At 64.2% G+C, this 17,962-nt stretch carries 16 protein-coding genes; 13 read left to right on the forward strand and 3 right to left on the reverse strand.

Features of this window, described 5'->3' with window-relative positions; all coding sequences use genetic code 11:
• Positions 1–127 precede the first annotated feature (127 nt).
• On the reverse strand, positions 128–1,033 hold the full coding sequence (locus FSY45_RS03940; RefSeq protein ID WP_003071036.1) for a LysR family transcriptional regulator: 906 nt from the start codon (positions 1,031–1,033) through the stop codon (positions 128–130).
• A 111-nt stretch (positions 1,034–1,144) separates the two neighbouring features.
• Between FSY45_RS03940 and mdlC the strand changes: the two genes are divergently transcribed.
• The 4 genes from mdlC to FSY45_RS03960 all read left to right on the forward strand — a co-directional run bounded on the left by mdlC (position 1,145) and on the right by FSY45_RS03960 (position 5,853).
• Positions 1,145–2,761: a benzoylformate decarboxylase gene (mdlC, locus tag FSY45_RS03945; protein ID WP_046461829.1), complete on the forward strand. Its 1,617-nt coding sequence runs from the start codon at positions 1,145–1,147 to the stop codon at positions 2,759–2,761.
• Between the two features lie 28 nt (positions 2,762–2,789).
• Complete coding sequence (locus FSY45_RS03950; RefSeq protein WP_046461812.1) at positions 2,790–3,731, forward strand: ketopantoate reductase family protein; 942 nt, start codon at positions 2,790–2,792, stop codon at positions 3,729–3,731.
• A gap of 103 nt (positions 3,732–3,834) precedes the next feature.
• Positions 3,835–4,806 (forward strand): tripartite tricarboxylate transporter substrate binding protein, encoded by a 972-nt coding sequence (locus tag FSY45_RS03955; RefSeq protein WP_046461813.1) that lies wholly within the window; start codon positions 3,835–3,837, stop codon positions 4,804–4,806.
• Between the two features lie 30 nt (positions 4,807–4,836).
• Positions 4,837–5,853 carry a tripartite tricarboxylate transporter substrate binding protein gene (locus tag FSY45_RS03960; protein ID WP_003071023.1) on the forward strand — a complete coding sequence of 339 codons (1,017 nt, stop codon included), beginning with the start codon at positions 4,837–4,839 and terminating at the stop codon, positions 5,851–5,853.
• Between the two features lie 162 nt (positions 5,854–6,015).
• Here FSY45_RS03960 and FSY45_RS03965 read toward each other — a convergent pair whose 3' ends face one another.
• Complete coding sequence (locus FSY45_RS03965) at positions 6,016–6,888, reverse strand: TOBE domain-containing protein (RefSeq protein WP_223305699.1); 873 nt, start codon at positions 6,886–6,888, stop codon at positions 6,016–6,018.
• 97 nt (positions 6,889–6,985) lie between these two features.
• On the opposite strand from FSY45_RS03965, the gene modA reads away from it, so the two are divergent.
• From modA to FSY45_RS04010, 9 genes are all read left to right on the forward strand, one after another.
• Positions 6,986–7,780, forward strand: coding sequence for a molybdate ABC transporter substrate-binding protein (gene modA / locus FSY45_RS03970; RefSeq protein WP_003075262.1), 795 nt, complete (start codon positions 6,986–6,988; stop codon positions 7,778–7,780).
• 181 nt (positions 7,781–7,961) lie between these two features.
• Positions 7,962–8,642, forward strand: a complete 681-nt coding sequence (modB, locus tag FSY45_RS03975; protein ID WP_003071014.1) for a molybdate ABC transporter permease subunit — start codon at positions 7,962–7,964, stop codon at positions 8,640–8,642.
• Positions 8,639–9,724, forward strand: coding sequence for a molybdenum ABC transporter ATP-binding protein (modC, locus tag FSY45_RS03980; RefSeq protein WP_046461814.1), 1,086 nt, complete (start codon positions 8,639–8,641; stop codon positions 9,722–9,724). The genes modB and modC overlap by 4 nt, the downstream gene beginning before the upstream one ends.
• Before the next feature lie 57 nt (positions 9,725–9,781).
• Positions 9,782–10,645, forward strand: a complete 864-nt coding sequence (gene fdhD, locus FSY45_RS03985) for a formate dehydrogenase accessory sulfurtransferase FdhD (RefSeq protein WP_046461815.1) — start codon at positions 9,782–9,784, stop codon at positions 10,643–10,645.
• Positions 10,646–10,741: 96 nt separating this feature from the next.
• The gene (locus FSY45_RS03990; RefSeq protein WP_046461816.1) at positions 10,742–11,146 is read left to right on the forward strand and encodes a hypothetical protein; all 405 of its coding nucleotides are present in this window, start codon (positions 10,742–10,744) and stop codon (positions 11,144–11,146) included.
• A gap of 157 nt (positions 11,147–11,303) precedes the next feature.
• Positions 11,304–12,632, forward strand: a complete 1,329-nt coding sequence (gene miaB, locus FSY45_RS03995; RefSeq protein ID WP_003071003.1) for a tRNA (N6-isopentenyl adenosine(37)-C2)-methylthiotransferase MiaB — start codon at positions 11,304–11,306, stop codon at positions 12,630–12,632.
• Positions 12,633–12,820: 188 nt separating this feature from the next.
• Positions 12,821–15,133: a hypothetical protein gene (locus tag FSY45_RS04000; protein ID WP_046461817.1), complete on the forward strand. Its 2,313-nt coding sequence runs from the start codon at positions 12,821–12,823 to the stop codon at positions 15,131–15,133.
• On the forward strand, positions 15,115–16,317 hold the full coding sequence (locus FSY45_RS04005) for a hypothetical protein (RefSeq protein WP_046461818.1): 1,203 nt from the start codon (positions 15,115–15,117) through the stop codon (positions 16,315–16,317). The genes FSY45_RS04000 and FSY45_RS04005 overlap by 19 nt, the downstream gene beginning before the upstream one ends.
• Positions 16,314–17,021, forward strand: a complete 708-nt coding sequence (locus FSY45_RS04010) for a DUF1266 domain-containing protein (protein ID WP_046461819.1) — start codon at positions 16,314–16,316, stop codon at positions 17,019–17,021. The genes FSY45_RS04005 and FSY45_RS04010 overlap by 4 nt, the downstream gene beginning before the upstream one ends.
• Before the next feature lie 67 nt (positions 17,022–17,088).
• On the opposite strand, the gene FSY45_RS04015 is transcribed toward FSY45_RS04010, so the two are convergent.
• Positions 17,089–17,667, reverse strand: a complete 579-nt coding sequence (locus FSY45_RS04015; RefSeq protein ID WP_045838664.1) for a C40 family peptidase — start codon at positions 17,665–17,667, stop codon at positions 17,089–17,091.
• Between the last annotated feature and the right edge of the window lie 295 nt (positions 17,668–17,962).

Genomic DNA, 17,962 nt, shown 5'->3' on the forward strand with positions numbered 1-17,962 from the left:
GCCAGAGCCTTATAGCCTGGCGCTTTTTTATTGCCGCTGAGTCAGCCCAAGGCAACAAGCCTCCGCTTGGGCGCCCGACGCAGGGGCAGCTGCCACACGAAGCGGGTACGTGTGGGGACTTAGCCCCTTATCTGCGCTGCCCGAACACTTCGCTGACCAATTCCCGCAGCCACTGGTTCGCGGGCTCCTGCGCAAAGCGCCAGCTCCAGTGCAAAGAGACATCGAAAGCACTCTCTGGCAGATCGGCCTGCAGCACCACATATCCGCCCTGTGCTTCAAAGGTCTCGGCAATCTCGGCGGGCATGATGACGGCCAGATCCGTCTGATGCACGATGGAAGGCACGGCCATGAAGTGGGCCGCCGACAGCCGCACCTGATCCTGCAACTCGAGCTTGCGCAGAATGCGCAGCGTCTCGGAATGCGAGCGCACGGCCACATAGTCGAGCCCGCGCAAATGTTCAGCGCTCAGTCTCTCCGCCTTCAAACCCTTGAGCACCGGATGCCCCTGACGCAGCAACAGGGCGTAGTGGTCGGACAGCAGAACCTTCTGCTGCGTGCCCGTCACACCAGGCAGAAAGCCGATGGCGATATCCAGCGAGCCGCGATCCAGCGCATCGGCAATCTCGCCCATGGGCATGGGCAGGGTTTCGAGCTGCACATTCGGGGCCTTCTCACGCAAGGCCTGCATCAGCGGTGGCAGGAAGCGCGCCTCGCCGATATCGCTGAGGTGAATGCGAAAGCACTGATTCGCCTGCAAGGGATCAAAACTGTGCGCCTCTGCCAAGGCCACCTCCAGCGTTGCCAGTGCAGTTCTTACCGCCTGAGCCAGCCGCTCGGCACGCGGCGTGGGGCGCACACCCCCATGCATGCGTTCGAACAGCGGATCGCCCAGCAAATGGCGCAGCCGCGTCACCGCCTGACTGGCTGCGGGCTGGGAAAGACCCAGCTCCTGCGAAGCGCGGCTGACGCTGCCGTGGCGGAACACCGCATCGAAAACACGCAACAGATTGAGATCCAGACCTGATATATCCATTAAACGAATATCTCTTAGATGATTTATTCAATTGCTGGAAATTATCTCCAAAGGCAGGATTGATGCCAACAGTGCCAAGGCCCAGTGCCAGCCCGATCCAAGGAGAATTTTTTGCCTGCCAACACCACCCCCAATGCCCAGGCCGCCGAGGTCTTCACCGTACGCCACGCCGTCATCAACATGCTGCGCGAGCTGGGCATGACGCGCATCTTCGGCAACCCGGGCTCCACCGAGCTGCCCCTGTTTCGCGACTATCCCGAGGACTTCTCGTACATCCTCGGCCTGCAGGAAACCGTGGTCGTGGGCATGGCAGACGGCTATGCCCAGGCCACGCGCAATGCCAGCTTCGTGAACCTGCACTCGGCCGCCGGCGTGGGCCACGCCATGGCCAATATCTTCACGGCCTTCAAGAACCGCACGCCCATGGTCATCACGGCCGGCCAGCAGACCCGCTCGCTGCTGCAGTTCGACCCCTTCCTGCACTCCAACCAGGCCGCAGAGCTGCCCAAGCCCTATGTGAAGTGGAGCTGCGAACCCGCGCGTGCCGAGGACGTGCCCCAGGCCCTGGCGCGCGCCTACTACATTGCCATGCAGGAGCCGCGCGGCCCGGTCTTCGTCTCCATTCCCGCCGATGACTGGGATGTGCCCTGCGAGCCCATCACGCTGCGCAAAGTCGGCTTCGAGACCCGACCCGACCCACGCCTGCTGGACAGCATAGGCCAGGCGCTGGAGAGTGCGCGCACACCGGCCTTCGTGGTCGGAGCGGCCGTGGACCGCAGCCAGGCCTTCGAGGCCGTCCAGGCCCTGGCCGAACGCCACCAGGCGCGCGTCTATGTGGCACCCATGAGCGGGCGCTGCGGCTTCCCCGAGGACCATGCGCTGTTCGGCGGCTTCCTGCCGGCCATGCGCGAGCGCATCGTGGACAGGCTCTCGGGCCATGATGTGGTCTTCGTCATCGGCGCACCTGCCTTCACCTACCACGTCGAAGGCCACGGCCCCTTCATCGCCGAAGGCACGCAGCTTTTCCAGCTCATCGAGGACCCCGCCATCGCCGCCTGGGCGCCCGTGGGCGACGCGGCCGTGGGCAATATCCGCATGGGCGTGCAGGAGTTGCTGGCCCGCCCCCTGACACATCCACGCCCTGCGCTCCAGCCCCGGCCCGCCATACCCGCCCCGGCGGCACCCGAGCCGGGCGAGCTGATGACCGATGCCTTCCTCATGCACACACTGGCCCAGGTGCGATCGCGCGACAGCATCATCGTCGAGGAGGCACCTGGCTCGCGCTCCATCATCCAGGCCCATCTGCCCATCTACGCTGCCGAGACCTTCTTCACCATGTGCAGCGGCGGGCTGGGCCACAGCCTGCCTGCTTCCGTAGGCATCGCGCTGGCCAGGCCCGACAAGAAGGTCATAGGCGTCATCGGCGACGGCTCGGCCATGTACGCCATCCAGGCACTGTGGAGCGCAGCCCGTCTGAAGCTGCCGGTCACCTACATCATTGTCAAGAACCGCCGCTACGCTGCCCTGCAGGACTTCTCCAGGGTGTTCGGCTACCGTGAGGGCGAGAAGGTCGAAGGAACGGACCTTCCCGATATCGACTTCGTGGCCCTGGCCAAGGGCCAGGGCTGCGACGGCGTGCGCGTCACCGACGCAGCCCAGTTGCCCCAGGTTCTGCGGGACGCCCTGCGCAGCCCGCGCGCCACTCTGGTCGAGGTCGAGGTCGCCTGACCCGGCCCCACGCCCTCGGAGACAAGACATGCACAACACACAAGAGCCGCAAGCGGCCACTGTCGGCATCCTGGGAGCGGGGGCCATGGGCACCCTGTTCGGCACCCGGCTGGCCCGGGCCGGCATCCCCGTCACGCTGGTGGATGTCAACGCGCAGTTGCTCCAGGCCATACGCGAGCACGGCGTGCACTGCGAGACCGACCAGGGCCCGCTGCACGCCGACGTTCAGGCCCAGCAGGCCCACGAGCTGACGCAGCCGCCCGCGCGCTGGCTGATCTTCACCAAGGCCACCCACACCCAGGCCGCGCTGCAAAGCATTGCCCACCTGATAGGGCCCGGGACCCTGCTGCTCAGCCTGCAAAACGGCATAGGACATATCGAGACCCTGCACGGATTTGCCGATGCCCAGCAGATCGCCGTGGGTGTGACGACATGGCCGGCCCGGTTGCTGGCTCCCGGAAAGGTGAGTTCGCTGGGCAGCGGCAAGATCCGCTTCATGCCGCGCACCGGGCAGGTGGACGCCTGCTTCCAGGACTTCTGCGACGACCTCAACCGCGCCGGACTGCATTGCGAGATCGATCCCGAGGTCGAGACCGCCATCTGGGAGAAGCTGGCCTTCAATGCAGCCTTCAACGGTCTGTGCGGCATCACGCGCCAGACCGTGGACGGACTGGCCAGCCCCCTGGGCCGCAGCCTGATCCGCGAAGTCCTGGACGAGGTCGTTGCCGTAGCTGCGGCCAACGGCATCGCCGTGGACGCCCTGCGCATCCAGGCCACGGTGGAGGACGCCCTGAACCATCATGTGGGACACCAGCCATCGCTGCTGCAGGACCTGCTGGCGGGGCGCCCCACCGAGACCGACTCCATCCACGGCGCGGTGGTGCGCGCGGGCGAGCGGCATGGCATTGCCACGCCCATGACACGCACCCTGCACCAGCTCATCAGCATGACACAGCAGCGCACGCCATAGACCCCGGACTCGGCGAAAACGCATCGAAGGCTCGGAAAAGACAGCAAAACAAAGAGAAAGACAGCAGGCACCGGGCCCACGAATTCAACAACAAGGAGACAACATGCGCAGAACCTTTCTCAAAGCCGGCGCTGCTTGCGGTGTACAGCTCATGCTGGGTACGGCCCACGCCCAGCAGGCGTCCGCCAGGCCCATGGAATGGGTGGTCGGCTTTGCTGCAGGTGGCGGCTCAGATTCCGTTGCGCGCTCTGTGGCAGAAGCCTGGTCCAAGTCCCTCCATCGCAACATCGTAGTGATCAACAAGCCGGGCGCCGGCACCAACATCGCCGCAGAATATGCGGCGCGCTCGCGCGACTATGGCAACCTGGTCTTCACCGCCGACTTCGCCACCCTGGCCGCCAACCCGCATCTGTTCCCCAAGCTGGCCTACAACGCCGAGCAGGACTTCGTTCCCATCAGCCTGCTGGCGCGCTTTCCGCTGCTGCTGGTTGTCAACAACGAATTGCCGGTGCGCAGCTTTCAGGAATTCGCGGCCTGGGCCAAAGCCAACCCCGGCAAGCTCAGCTATGGATCTCCCGGGCTGGGCACCCCGCACCACCTGGCCACCGAACTGCTGGCCCAGAAGATGGACGTGAAGATGACCCACGCGCCCTACCGCGGCGCCGGCTTGGCCATGCTGGATGTGATCGGAGGCCAGATTCCCTTCATGCTGGTGGACAGTGCCGCAGGCCTGCCCCACATCAACACGGGCAAGGTCCGCACCATCGGCGTGGCCAGTGCGCAGCGACTCAAGACTCTGCCTCAGACGCCCACGCTCATCGAGCAGGGCGTGGCCGGCTTCGAGGCCTTCGCCTGGCAGGGCCTGGTCGCCCCCAAGGGCACGGATGACGCCACCATACAGCTGTGGTCCAGGACGCTACAGGAAGCCCTGAAGACGCCGGCCGTGCAGGCCCGCTTCGAATCACTGGCCCTGGAGCCCCTACCCAGCACTCCCGAGCAGATGCGCGAGTTCTGGCTCTCCGAGAAGAAGCGCTGGGGAGAGGTCATCAAGACCGCAGACATCAAGCTGGACTGATCGATATCAATGACAAACAGGAAAACACATATGGAGACTCCCATCACTCAACGCCCCTCTGCGCACAGGCCGCTGCGCGCCCTGATCGCCAAAGGCTGGGCCAGCCTGGGCATGGCGCTTTGCCTGGCACCGGCCGCCCAGGCACAGACATGGCCGGATCGCCCCATCCGCCTGATCGTGAACTTCGCTCCTGGCGGCGCCGCCGATGTGATGGGGCGCGCGATCTCTCCCACCATGAGCCAGGTGCTGGGCCAGTCCGTGGTGGTGGACAACAAGCCCGGAGCCAACGGCAATATCGGTATCAGCGAAACCGTGCGCTCTGCCAAGGACGGCTATACGCTGCTGCTGAGCAGCGGCGGTGGCATCAGCATCAATCCGCTGATCTACAGCAAGCTGCCGTTCAACCCTGAAAAGGACTTGATCCCCGTGGCGGCCGTGGCACGCGTGCATGTGTTTCTGGAAACCAACCCCAGCCTTCCCGTGAGCAATGTGCAGGACTTCATCAAGCACCTGCAGGCCAATCCGGGCAAGCTGTCCTACGGCTCGCCAGGCCCGGGCAGCTCGCCTCATCTGGCCGGTGAGATGTTCAAGCGCGCGGCCAAGGTCGATGCCAGCCATATTCCCTACAAGGGTGCCGGTCCGGCCTTGACCGATGTGCTCAGCGGTCAGTTGCAATACTGGTTCGATCCGGGCCCGGGCCTCAAGCAGGTCGAGGCCGGCAAGCTCAAGCTGCTGGCCATAGGCAGCCCGCACCGCTCGCCTCTGTACCCCAAGGTACCCACGCTGGCCGAAAGCGGCCTGCCGGGCTTCGATGCCGACACACTGTTCGGAGTCTACGCGCCAGCCGGCACGCCCGCACCCGTGGTGGATGCCGTGCGCGCCAGCGTGATCAAGGCACTGGAGCAAAAGAGCGTGGTCGATGTGATCCAGGGCCTGGGTGCCACGCCCGAGCCGCGCATGAGCCGCCAGGACTTCGTGGACCACCATGCCAAGGAGCGCGCCCGCTTTGCACCGCTGATCAAGGAAATCGGCTTGAAAGTGGACTAAGAAATTTCAGTTCAACGTGGGAGTCCGGTTGCCCGAAAACTCCCTTTTGACCGCCCGTCTGAAAGGACCGGCGGTCTTTTTTTGCTTACGCAAACAAGAATGCTCAGCAGGCATGCCTACCAACACAACGCCAAGCCAGATCCGAGTTTGCGCAAGTCGTGTTCAGTGGGAGGCCACCGCCACCACTACCGCAGACTCGGCCACCTCCAGCCAGACATTGTCATTGGCCACCAGCCCGCTCATGGCCGGCGCAAAGCCCACGATCTGAGCACCCCAGCCCAAACGACAGATGGCTTCGTCGGAAGCCAGGCTCTCTTCCGTCACCGTGGCTGCGCCATAGGTCGCGCGCTGCACCACGGCAGGCCAGATATTGATGGGCTGCGTGGACCCCGCAGGCCGCTCCTGCCCCAGCCAGACCTTGACGGCCGTGGCCTTGCACAACGCCAGCACCTGCACACCGGGTGCCAGACCCAGCAGCTCATAGCTTTCGGGCGTGATGCGCGCAGCAATCGTCCAGTCCGAGCCTGCATCGCTTGCGGCACGCAGCCAGACCCGAATCTGCCCGCCTATGGACTCGACCTTGAGCACGCTGCAAGGCCACTGATTGCGCATGCTGGTCATCAGGCCCAGATTGGGCTGCCCGCCACCTGGCGTGCCGGCCTGCATGCGCTGCAGCAACTCGCTGCGCAAGCGCATCATGGCCTCGGCAGCATGCAGCAATTCTTCGCCCGCCGGCGTGATCTGTGCGCCGCCGCCCCCGGCGCCGCCCACGCTGCGCTCGACCAGCGGCACGCCAGCCAGATTGGTCAGGGTATCGATGGCCTGCCAGGCCGCCTTGTAGCTCACGCCCACGTCACGTGCTGCCTGGGAGATGGAGCCGCTTTGCGCAATCCCGCGCAGGATGGCAATGCGACGGTCGGCCATGTCATAGCCAAGAGCCTGGGAAACCGAGTCGGACGATAGTGCGCCACCCGACACAGCCTCGTCGCCGGCCATATCCAATTGTTCTTGTTCGAAATTTTCTGTGTCTGACATAGACCGCCATCATGCCCTGACAGCCAATTTCCTCGCTCGACCTCAGTTGTTCATTCACGTTACACTCGCTATTCCATTAATGAATAGCGAAATTTCAATGACTCAGATCACTGCCCGCTCCACCGGTTTTTCCTTTCAACTGGCTCGCTCTGCAGCCGTGATCGGCACAGTCGTGCTGGGCCTGTGGTCTGCGCAGGCGCAGGCCGCTGAAGTGGCGGTCGCCGTGGCAGCCAACTTCACCGCTCCCATGAAGAAGATTGCGGCCGAGTTCGAGAAGGATACCGGCCACAAGGCCGAGCTGTCGTTTGGCGCCACCGGCAAGTTCTATGCCCAGATCAACAACGGCGCGCCCTTCGGCATTCTGCTGGCCGCCGACGACACCACACCCGAAAAATTGGCCAAGGAAGGCAAGGGCGTGACCGATTCGCGCTTTACATACGCCATCGGCACGCTGGTGCTGTGGAGCCCCAAGGCCGGCTATGTGGACGACAAGGGCGATGTGCTCAAGAGCGGCGACTACAAGCATATCGCGATCGCCAACCCCAAGCTGGCCCCTTACGGAACAGCTGCCATGGAAGTGCTGAACAAGCTCGGCCTGAGCGCACAGGTGCAGCCCAAGGTGGTGATGGGCGAGAACATCGCCCAGACCTACCAGTTCGCTGCCACCGGCAATGCGCAGCTGGGTTTTGTGGCGCTATCCCAGGTCATGGAGAACGGCAAGATCCGCGAGGGTTCGGCCTGGCAGGTGCCCGGCAACATGCACGAACCCATCCGCCAGGACGCCATTGTGCTCAATAGCGCCAAGGACAACGAAGCTGCCGCGGCTTTGATGAAGTACCTGCGCAGCCCCAAGGCGCACGACATCATCCGCTCCTATGGTTATAGCTTCTGACGCTTGACCGGCAAATCCTGGAGCTCAAACCAATCCGCTCTACCCTTGGCGCTGCTCGGCTAAGCTGGGCGCTCCAAGGGTCTTTTTTTACGACTTGCGCAAATTTGGATCGGACATGGTGCTTTGCCGATAGAAATGTCCGTTGTGCATGCTTGTTTGCGCAAGTCCTGTTTTTGATTCCATGCAACTGAATGCCGAAGACTACGCAGCCATCTGGCTCACGCTCAAGCTCGCGGGCGTGACTACCGTGCTGCTCATGCTGTTGTGCACACCGCTGGCCTGGTGGCTGGCCCATACCCATTCGCGCTGGCGTGGCCCGATCGGTGCCGTGGTGGCGCTGCCGCTGGTACTGCCGCCCACCGTCATCGGCTTTTATCTGCTGGTCACCATGGGCCCCAATGGACCCATAGGCAAGCTCACGCAGGCCATGGGCCTGGGCAATCTGCCGTTCACCTTTGCCGGCCTCGTGGTCGGCTCGCTGATCTACTCCATGCCATTCACCGTGCAGCCGCTGCAGCGTGCCTTCGAGGCATTGGGCCCGCGCCCCATGGAGGCGGCCGCCAGCCTGGGCGCCAGTCCGCTGGACCGCTTCCTGACCGTGGCCCTGCCGCTGGCGCGTCCCGGATTCATCACCGCCGCCGTGCTGACCTTTGCCCACACCGTGGGCGAATTCGGCGTGGTGCTGATGCTGGGCGGCAACATCCCCGGCGTCACGCGCGTCGTCTCGGTACAGATTTACGACCATGTGGAAGCCATGGAGTACGGCCACGCCCATATGCTGGCGGCCGGCATGGTGGTGTTCTCCTTCATCGTTCTGCTGGCTTTGAACTGGCTGCAACCCAAAGCGGAGCGCCGCGCATGACAGCCACCAATTTCATCACCGCACAGCTCAAGCTGAGCCGGCCGGACTTTGAACTCGATGTGGATCTGCAACTGCCCGGCCAGGGGGTCACGGCCCTGTTCGGGCCTTCGGGCTGCGGCAAGACCAGCTGTCTGCGCAGCCTCGCCGGGCTGGAGCGGGCGCAAGGTCGCGTCACCGTCAACCAGACCGTATGGCAGGACGACGCCAGCCGGCAATGGCTGCCAACGCACCAGCGCGCACTCGGTTATGTGTTCCAGGAGGCCAGCCTGTTTCCGCATCTGTCGGTGCAGCGCAATATCGATTACGGTCTCAAGCGCACGCCGCAGGAGCGCCGCAAGGTCTCCAAGGAGCGGGCCGTGGAGCTGCTGGGGATTGCCCATCTGATGGATCGCATGCCCGCCACGCTTTCGGGCGGCGAACGCCAGCGCGTGGCGATTGCACGGGCTCTGGCCACCAGCCCCGAAGTGCTGCTCATGGACGAACCACTGGCCGCGCTCGACGCCCAGCGCAAGGCCGAAGTCCTGCCCTATCTGGAGCAGCTGCAGCGGCATCTGCGGATTCCGGTGATCTATGTCAGCCACTCCATGGACGAGGTCGCGCGCCTGGCCCAGCACATGGTGTTGCTTGGTGCAGGCAAGGTGCTGGCGCAGGGCTCCGTCACCGAGCTGCTATCCAGCCTCGATCTGCCGCTGGCCCATGGCGACGTGGCCTCCAGCGTGGTCCACGCCGCGGTGCAGGCCCATGACGCGGCCGACCATCTGAGCACGCTGATCTTCGACGGAGGCCGGCTCCAACTCGTCATGGCCCGTCCGCGCGAATTGGGCAGCCCGGTGCCGCTGCGCGTGCAGGCGCGCGATGTCAGCCTGAGTCTGCTCAGACCCGAGGGCAGCAGCATTCTCAACATCCTGCCGGTGCAGGTGCTGGGCCTGCGCGAGGATGGGCCGGGGCAGGTCATGGTTTCGCTGCAGGCGGGCGGCACCCGGCTGCTGGCCAGAATCACCCAGCACTCGGCCAAGGCCTTGCAGTTGCAGGCCGGCATGCCGGTGTATGCACAGATCAAGGGAATGGCGCTGCTGGACTGAGCGCAGCGCATCCGCCCCTTGCCGGCAAGGGATGCGCCTGCTGACTATCATCAGCCCATGACCGAGTCCGCCTGCCCCATCCCTGCCCAGCCGATAGCACCGCTGCACACCCATGCCGTGAGCTTCTTCCACGCCGGGCAGCAGGAGCGGCAGGAGCGCGTGCTGGCGGCCGAGGTGCCGATCGCACTGGTCTTCAACGGCATCTCGCATGCGGTGATGATGGGATCGCCCACCGATGTGGAGGACTTTGCGCTGGGCTTTGCGCTGACCGAGGGCATCATCGACAGCGCTGAAGACTGCTACGGCATCGAAGCCCGCCCCGTGTCTGCCGCGGCAGCCGGCCTGCCCGAAGGCATGGACGGCATGGAAGTGCAGCTCGACATCGCCTCGCGCTGCTTTGCCCGGCTCAAGGACAGGCGCCGCAGCATGACCGGCCGCACGGGTTGCGGCGTCTGCGGAGTCGAGAGCTTTGCGGCGCTGGACCTGTCGTTTGACGCCCTGCCGCCCCAGGACTGGCTGGAGCGGGTAGACGCAGCCACCGTGCTCAAGGCGATTGACGCCCTGCCGCCACACCAGATTCTCAATGCCGAGGCCGGCGCGATTCATGCCGCAGGCTGGGCCACGCTGGCGGGCGACATCACGGATGTACTCGAAGACGTGGGCCGCCACAATGCGCTGGACAAGCTGGTCGGCCGGCTGGCGCACACGGGCCGCCTCGGCGAACCCGGCTTTGTAGTGCTGTCCAGTCGCGGCAGCCATGAACTGGTGCGCAAATGCGCCAAGGTCGGCATCGCGGCGCTGGCCACGATTTCCGCGCCCACCTCCATGGGCGTGCGCATGGCGGAGCTGACGGGCCTGCGCTTCTGGGGGCTGTGCCGCCCGCCCAAGGCCGTGCTCTATGCTGCGGGCGGCAAAGCCTGAGCAAGCCCTGCTGCCAAGCGCCAGCCTCTAGAATCACGGCATTGCGGCCATGACTAAAGCTCTGACCGCCCCACGATCAGCCCCTGGATATACACCATGAACCGCTGCACCACCACCCGCTTCAGCCGCCGCCTTTGGGGCTGCGCCTTGCTGGCTGCTGCCGCCAGCGCCAGCCTGCCGGCCCTGGCCCAGGGCCTGCCCTCGGACGACACGCGCAACTTTCCGCCCACAGCGCAGTTCGGCGAACTGACGGTCACCCATTTCCCCGAAGTGGCCATCAACGGCACGAGCATTCGCACCACGCCAGGCTTTCGCCTGTTCAGCCGCGAACGCAGCCTGGTCTTTGCCAGCAACTATGCAGGCCAGAAGCTGCTGGTGGGCTATGTGATCGAGCCACAGACGCAGGGTCTGCACACGGCCTGGATTCTGACCCCGGCCGAAATCGAGAAATACAAGCCGATCCAGCCGCGCACCCTGCTGCAGCGCGTGTTCGGCAGCTGAGTCCGGCCCGCGCCGACCGCTATTGATTGACGAGCTGCTTGCGCTTTTTCAGCAAGCTTTTCGAACTGTTTCCATATCTAAATCGAGTGATGGCAAGCGCCAGCCGCTATCACTTTGTGCTTGCAGACTCTGCAAGCCCACCTGACAAGAGCGCCCCATGAGCAAGAAAGTCTTTATCAAAACCTTTGGCTGCCAGATGAACGAGTACGACTCGGACAAGATGGCCGATGTGCTGGGCGCGGCCCAGGGTTACGAGCCCACGCAGAACGTGGACGAGGCCGATCTGATTCTGTTCAACACCTGCTCAGTGCGCGAGAAGGCCCAGGAAAAAGTATTCAGCGATCTGGGCCGCATCCGCCACCTCAAGGAAAAAGGCGTGCTGATCGGCGTGGGCGGCTGCGTGGCCAGCCAGGAGGGTGCCGAGATCATCAAGCGCGCGCCGTTTGTCGATGTGGTCTTCGGCCCCCAGACCCTGCACCGCCTGCCCGAGCTGCTCAATCAGCGTGCGGCCAAGGCCAAGCCCCAGGTCGATATCTCCTTCCCCGAAATCGAGAAGTTCGACCACCTGCCGCCAGCACGCGTGGAAGGCGCTTCGGCCTTTGTCTCCATCATGGAGGGCTGCTCCAAATATTGCAGCTACTGCGTCGTGCCCTATACGCGCGGCGAGGAAGTCAGCCGCCCGTTCGAGGACGTGCTGGTGGAGGTCGCGGGCCTGGCCGAGCAAGGCGTCAAGGAAATCACGCTGCTGGGCCAGAACGTCAACGCCTACCTGGGCAAGATGGGCGACAGCAGCGAGATGGCCGACTTCGCGCTGCTGCTGGAATATGTGGCCGAGATTCCCGGCATCGAGCGCATCCGCTACACCACCAGCCACCCCAATGAATTCACGCCGCGCCTGATCGAGGCCTACGCCAAGATTCCGCAACTGGTCAGCCACCTGCACCTGCCCGTGCAGCATGGCAGCGACAAGATTCTCATGGCCATGAAGCGCGGCTACACGGCCATGGAATACAAGAGCACCATCCGCAAGCTGCGTGCCATCCGCCCCGATCTGGCCATGAGCAGCGACTTCATCGTGGGCTTCCCCGGCGAGACCGAGGAGGACTTTCAGAAGATGATGAAGCTCATCCACGATGTGCGCTTCGACAACTCGTTCAGCTTCATCTTCAGCCCCCGCCCCGGCACGCCTGCTGCCAATCTGCACGACGACACGCCGCACGAAGTCAAGCTGCGCCGCCTGCAGGAGCTGCAAGCCGTGATCAACACCAACATCAAGGAGATCAGCGAAGAGCGTGTCGGCACGGTGCAACGCCTGCTGGTCGAAGGCGTGAGCAAGCGCGACGGCAGCGAGCTGATGGGCCGCACCTATTGCAACCGCGTGGTCAACTTCCCCGGCAACGAGCGTTTGATCGGACAGATGGTGGATGTGAAGATTACCGAAGCCAAGGCTTACACCTTGCGCGGCGAAGTCCTGGTCAAGGATTGACAACCCGACAGTCCCCGGCCTCATCCACACAAAGCCTGCCGGCAATGCCAAGGCAGGCTTTTTTCATGACTGGTTATAAATTCTGTAACAAATGGTGATGCCTTGCCGGATGGCACACACCTCTTCAATCCGCCGCTAGGATGGTGGCCTATTGGGGCCAAGCTGCCTCGGATTGAACTCTGGACACCATGAACCAAACTGCCGCACTGCAGGGCGATGCCATCTACGCCCTGCTGGACCAAGCCCATGAGCTACTGAACGACTACAACGACGACAAGCCCGGCAACATCAGCCGTCAGGACCGCATCGCCGCTGCGGTGGAATTGATGGGGCAGCAGAACTTTGCCCCAGCCACCGTGCAGGAGCTCGAGCGCGTTCACGACTTCTGGCTCTACCTCGATCAGCCCGAAGCGGCCAACAAGCTGCTGCAGCAGCATCGCGGCACTGCCCTGGCCGCTGTCGACGAACTGAGCCCCGCAGAAGCCGCGCTGCGCCTGAGCCTCAGCGACATCCAGAGCCGCATGGGCTTTGACCAGCCCTCCGCGCAAGCCTTGCTGGGTTCGACGGCACAGGCCATTGCCGGGCTGCCCGAGGATGTGGACAGCGACAACTACTGGCATGGCTGGCACTGGATGGCCTCTCAGCTCCAGGCATGGGAAGCTGCGGCCACGGGCCTTGAGCTGCAACGCGCCCAGGAGCGTCGCAACCCCGACCTGGCCGAAGATGCGGCCTATCTCGATGCCATCCTCTGCGTTCGCAAGGCGGAAATGGCCCACAAAGGCGGCCACACCAGCGAGTCAGCCAGCCTCGTGCAGAACGCCATCAATCTCCTGCGCGATGCCGCGCCCGATCAGCAGGTGGACTTTGACCGCTGGATGACGCTGGCCGACCATGTGCTGCCGCTGGCCCCGCAAAGCCTGCCAGCCCTGCTCATGGCCTGTGAGCAACAGCTCGCCCGTCTGGAGAACCCGCCACCATCGCAAGCCGTCAAGGCGCATCGCCAGGTCAAGATCGTGCGGCTGCAGGCCCAGGCCTGCGCTCAGGCCGGTCAGCTGGAGGCAGCTCTGCAGCTGGCTCCTCAGGGACACTTCGGACTGACGGATGACTCGGGCGATCCCTTCACCGCCTCCTGGCTGGGCTGGCTGGAGCAGGCCGGGCGCCTGAAGCAAGCCGCCGATCTGGCGCTTCAGAGCGTGCTCCACGCTCGTCCCGTCTCGGCCGTGGCCGCCTTCGAGCTCGCCAAGAAGCAGTTCAGCAACGACCCGGAAAACGCCATCACCTGGGCCCTGGTTCTGGCCATTGGCCAGACCGACGAGGACATGCGCCAGCTGCTCGCGCAAGAAGAGAGGCCGCTGCATCCGGCGGATTTCTATCTGAACATGGTGCGCGCAGCCCAGCCGGCGCATCCGGTGCTGGCTCTGCTCGACGGCCTGCGTCTGGCACGCAAGCGCCAGATGGAGCAGGCTCTGCCGCTGCTGGAAATTGGCGTGGGCCAGCACCCCGAGATGGCCGACAGCGACAAGCTGCCCGCGCTCTGGGCTGCCCGCTTTGCCGCGCTGCCGCTGGAAGAAGCGCTGGCTCGGCCTTTTCCCCAGGGCCATGGCGCGCACTGGTGCTACGCCGCCGGCGTGGTCCTTGACGATGCAGACGATCTGGCACCGCTGATGGGTGGCAAGAAGAAAGTGCCTGCGCAGGAGGTGCGCGAGCCTCTGGTCGTGCGCTACTACGAGGAGGGTCTCGCCCGCTTCGAGCATTTCTGGGCGACTGGCCAGGGCCGCTTCAAGGATGGCGACCTGCATGTGTACTCCATGCTCTGCAACAACCTGGCCATCAAGTACCGCTTCATGGACCGCTACGACGAGGCCGCCGAGCTGCACCACAAGGGACTGGGCAGCAGCCCGTTTGCCGAGCATCACAACGGCCTGCTGTGGTGTGCCGTGGGCAAGGATGACGACGCGCAGACCGTGGTCGAGGCCGAGCGCCTGTGGCATTTCGCCCAGGAGCATGGCTACAGCCGCCACGAACCCACGCGTTACTTCTCCACCGTCGCCCTGTCGCTCTACAAGCTCAACCGCGATGACGAGATCAGCATCTGGATGGAGCGCCTGGACCAATGGTTCCACGACCTGGATGAAGACGAGCAGCGCGACGTGCGCCGCAACTACCTGGCGTCCCTGATGTCCATGCTGGACTTTTTCTCCAGCACACGCCCCGAGCTGGTGCTACCGCGTCTGCGCGCGCATCAGCAAGAAGTCATCGCGCTGCAGGACTGCTATCCGCTGCGCCGCCTGGCCTGTGCGCTGGAAGCCTACCCCGAGCTGCTGGAGGAATCCGTGGCACTGCACAAGCAGGCCAACAGCTATCTGGACAAGGACGACGACGAGGACGAGCGGCGCATGTCGCAGTCCGGCATAGAGCGTGCCGAGCGCAAGCTGGCCGAGCGCGACGCCCAGGCCGGCGCTGCGGCATCGGGTCGCAAACCATGGTGGAAATTCTGGTGAATCAGGTCATCGAAAAAGCCGCTGCCGCCAGTGCCTACAAGGCGCGCGATGTCGTCAACGCGCCGGCCATCAAGCAGCGCATCAAGGAGCGCAGCGCAGAGCGCGGCGACGCAGCCGATGTCGCTGTCTGGCTGGGCAACCACTTCTACCGCCATGTGGTGGGCAATCTGCAGGCCGACGAGCCTGCCGTGCTGCGCATTGCCGACGTCCGGCAGTTGCAGGAGCTGGCCGGCCGTCAGCAGCCGCCTGCCTGGGCGCTGGAGCGGCTGGAGCGCAGGCAGGCCGGCTTCGAGCTGCCCGAGCTCTGGTGGGTGCAGCCCGACAGCGCGGCCCTGCTGGCGCTGGAGACACGGCTGGTGGAATTTCTCTCCACCCGCAAGGGCACCTCTCTCGAAGGCAAGCTGCAGCGCGTGAACTGCCCACAGGCGCTAGCGCGCTGGACACTGGAGCATCTGGCTTTCGAGAAAAAACAGAACAGCGGCCGGGTTGAACACAGCCAGAGCGCCGTGCACGGGCTGCTGCGTGGCCAGCACGGTACCTTTGTGGAGTTTGACGGCACAAGTGCGCAGATGCGCCAGGAAATGGCCTATGAAAGCCAGATGATGGGCCACTGCGTGGGCCAGTTTGCCAACCGCAAGTCCTTCAGCGGCGGCTATGGAGAACATTACGCCGAGGGTCTCGAGTCGGGGCGCATGCGGCTGTTCAGCTACCGCACGGGCACTGCACAGCCCCGCATCACCGTCAATGCCTATGTGCAAAAGGACGGCAAGCTTCAGATCGAGCAGATCAAGGGCAAGCAGAACCGACCGCCGATTGCGCGCTATATGCCCGATGTGGTGACTCTGCTCAACCATCTGCCGCTCAATGACGAGGTGCCCGAGGACGCGCTGTCCATGGGCATTGTGCGCCGCCCGCCCGAGCTGCTGAAGTCCCATCCAGGGCTGGCGCCCTGGTGCTCGGTGCAGGAGCTGCAGACCGACGACGAACAACTGTGGCTGATGCAGCAGCACCCCGCCCTGCTGCCCCGGCTCAATCTGCAGTCACCATTGATGCAGTGGATGGTGGCGGCACGCAAGGACTCGCTGGACAGCGAAGTCATTGAACGCATGCCCAAATCCGCCGCACTGAAACAGAGCTTGCTGATGGCCAGAAAGCGTCCCGGTCGCCCAGGAGTTCGCACATGAGCGGATGGACGATCTTTCTGCTCATCGTGGCCCTGATCTACTGGGTGCTGCGCGGCGGCTTCAAGCGCCTCAAGGAGGCCAAGCAACGCGGCGACATCATCAGCTACCAGGCGGGCAGCCAGGAGCGCAACTGGGCCCTGGCCCTGGCCCACCCCATGGCCTACCACGCCATGCAAGGCGGCTTTGCCAGCGATCTGCATGGCGCTGACGATGCGCTGGCCAGACAGCTGCGCCCCATGATCCTGCACCATCTTGGCCTGCGCACCGACCTCAGCGACGAACAGGTGCGCCAGCAACTGCCCGACGCACTGCGCCAGCGCTGGTTCATGCTGGATCTGCAGCGCCTGCAGCGCAGCGACGACGTGCGCGCCGCAATGGCGTTTGCCTGCGCGCGCGTGACCTTTTTTGTGCGCAGCGCCAGGCTGCTGGAATGGACGGACGAAGCCCTGCATTGGGATATCCTTCAGCTCAACGCCCAGCGCGCCCAGCAATGCTTCGACAGCTGGCTTGCTTTCGGCCAGGCCTATGCCCAGGGCCGCGCTCAATGGCTGGCACAAGGCCGCAGCGATGTGCTGGGCAAGGCTTTCACGACCGAAGAAGTGGCGCAATGGGTGACGCAGGAGCAGCACCCCTGGCATGCGATGAGCTGGAATCTGCCGCTGGCCGGCGATGAGGCAAAGCCCGCCCCCGAGCCTGCGGCATAAGTGCGGGCCCCCCGCAAAAACCGAGGGACTGCCAGGCAGTCCCTTTTTACATCCGCGGCGCAGGCGTTCAGGCAAAGATGCTTCGGGCTTCCGTGAATCGCTTGGCGAAGTACACATTGTCCATGCGTACCCGCTGCACCGTTCCGCCGCTGGACGGCGCGTGCACAAACTGTCCGTTGCCCACAAAAATTCCCATATGGGAATAGCGCCCGCCCAGAGTGTTGAAGAACACAAAGTCGCCGCGCATCAGATCGCGTCCGTCCACCGGGTTGCTGGCCTGCGCCCATTGCGATGTGGTGCGGGGCAGGCGCATTTCCGTGATGCCCCCCACGGCCCACTGAATCAGGCCGCTGCAGTCAAAACCGCCTTCAGGCGAGTTGCCGCCATAGGTGTATGGCGTGTTGACCACCAGCATGGTGCGCGCCAGCAGCGACTCGCGCAGCTCTGCATCCAGACTCAGGGCATTGGCCGGGCGCACGGAAGATCCGCCTTGCGCAGCAGGCCGGGGCTTGTCTTTGGTGGTTGAACACCCTGCCAGCACCGCAAGCAGCGAACCCGCCAGCATCAGCGCGCCGCGGCGCTCCAGACATTGAGGCAGAGGTTGCCGCTGGCCCGCCTCCATGAAAGTCCTGTCTTGTAGCTTCATGGAAAGGCATGTTCTCAGAAAGCCGCCCATACAGCCACCTTCTACCCACAATTACTGCGCTTCTTTACAAAAAAGTGAGCTGCTCTCGCTTGTCATTCCTTTGATTCAGATGCATTTCTCATCCAAACCCATGAACAACAAGCGCAAGCAGCTCACTTTATATAGATCGCTGATCTCAAACCAAGCACACCCCAACTCAGGGACAGCGAGCAAGAGCCTATGCCGGCCGCGCCGCCTCGCAGCGAGGCTGTCGTCCCCCTTGGGGGCGCCCGGCCAGGGGAAGCCGCGCAGCGGC

Origin of the sequence: Comamonas sp. Z1, assembly GCF_008121555.1 — a bacterium.
GTDB lineage: Bacteria > Pseudomonadota > Gammaproteobacteria > Burkholderiales > Burkholderiaceae_C > Comamonas > Comamonas thiooxydans.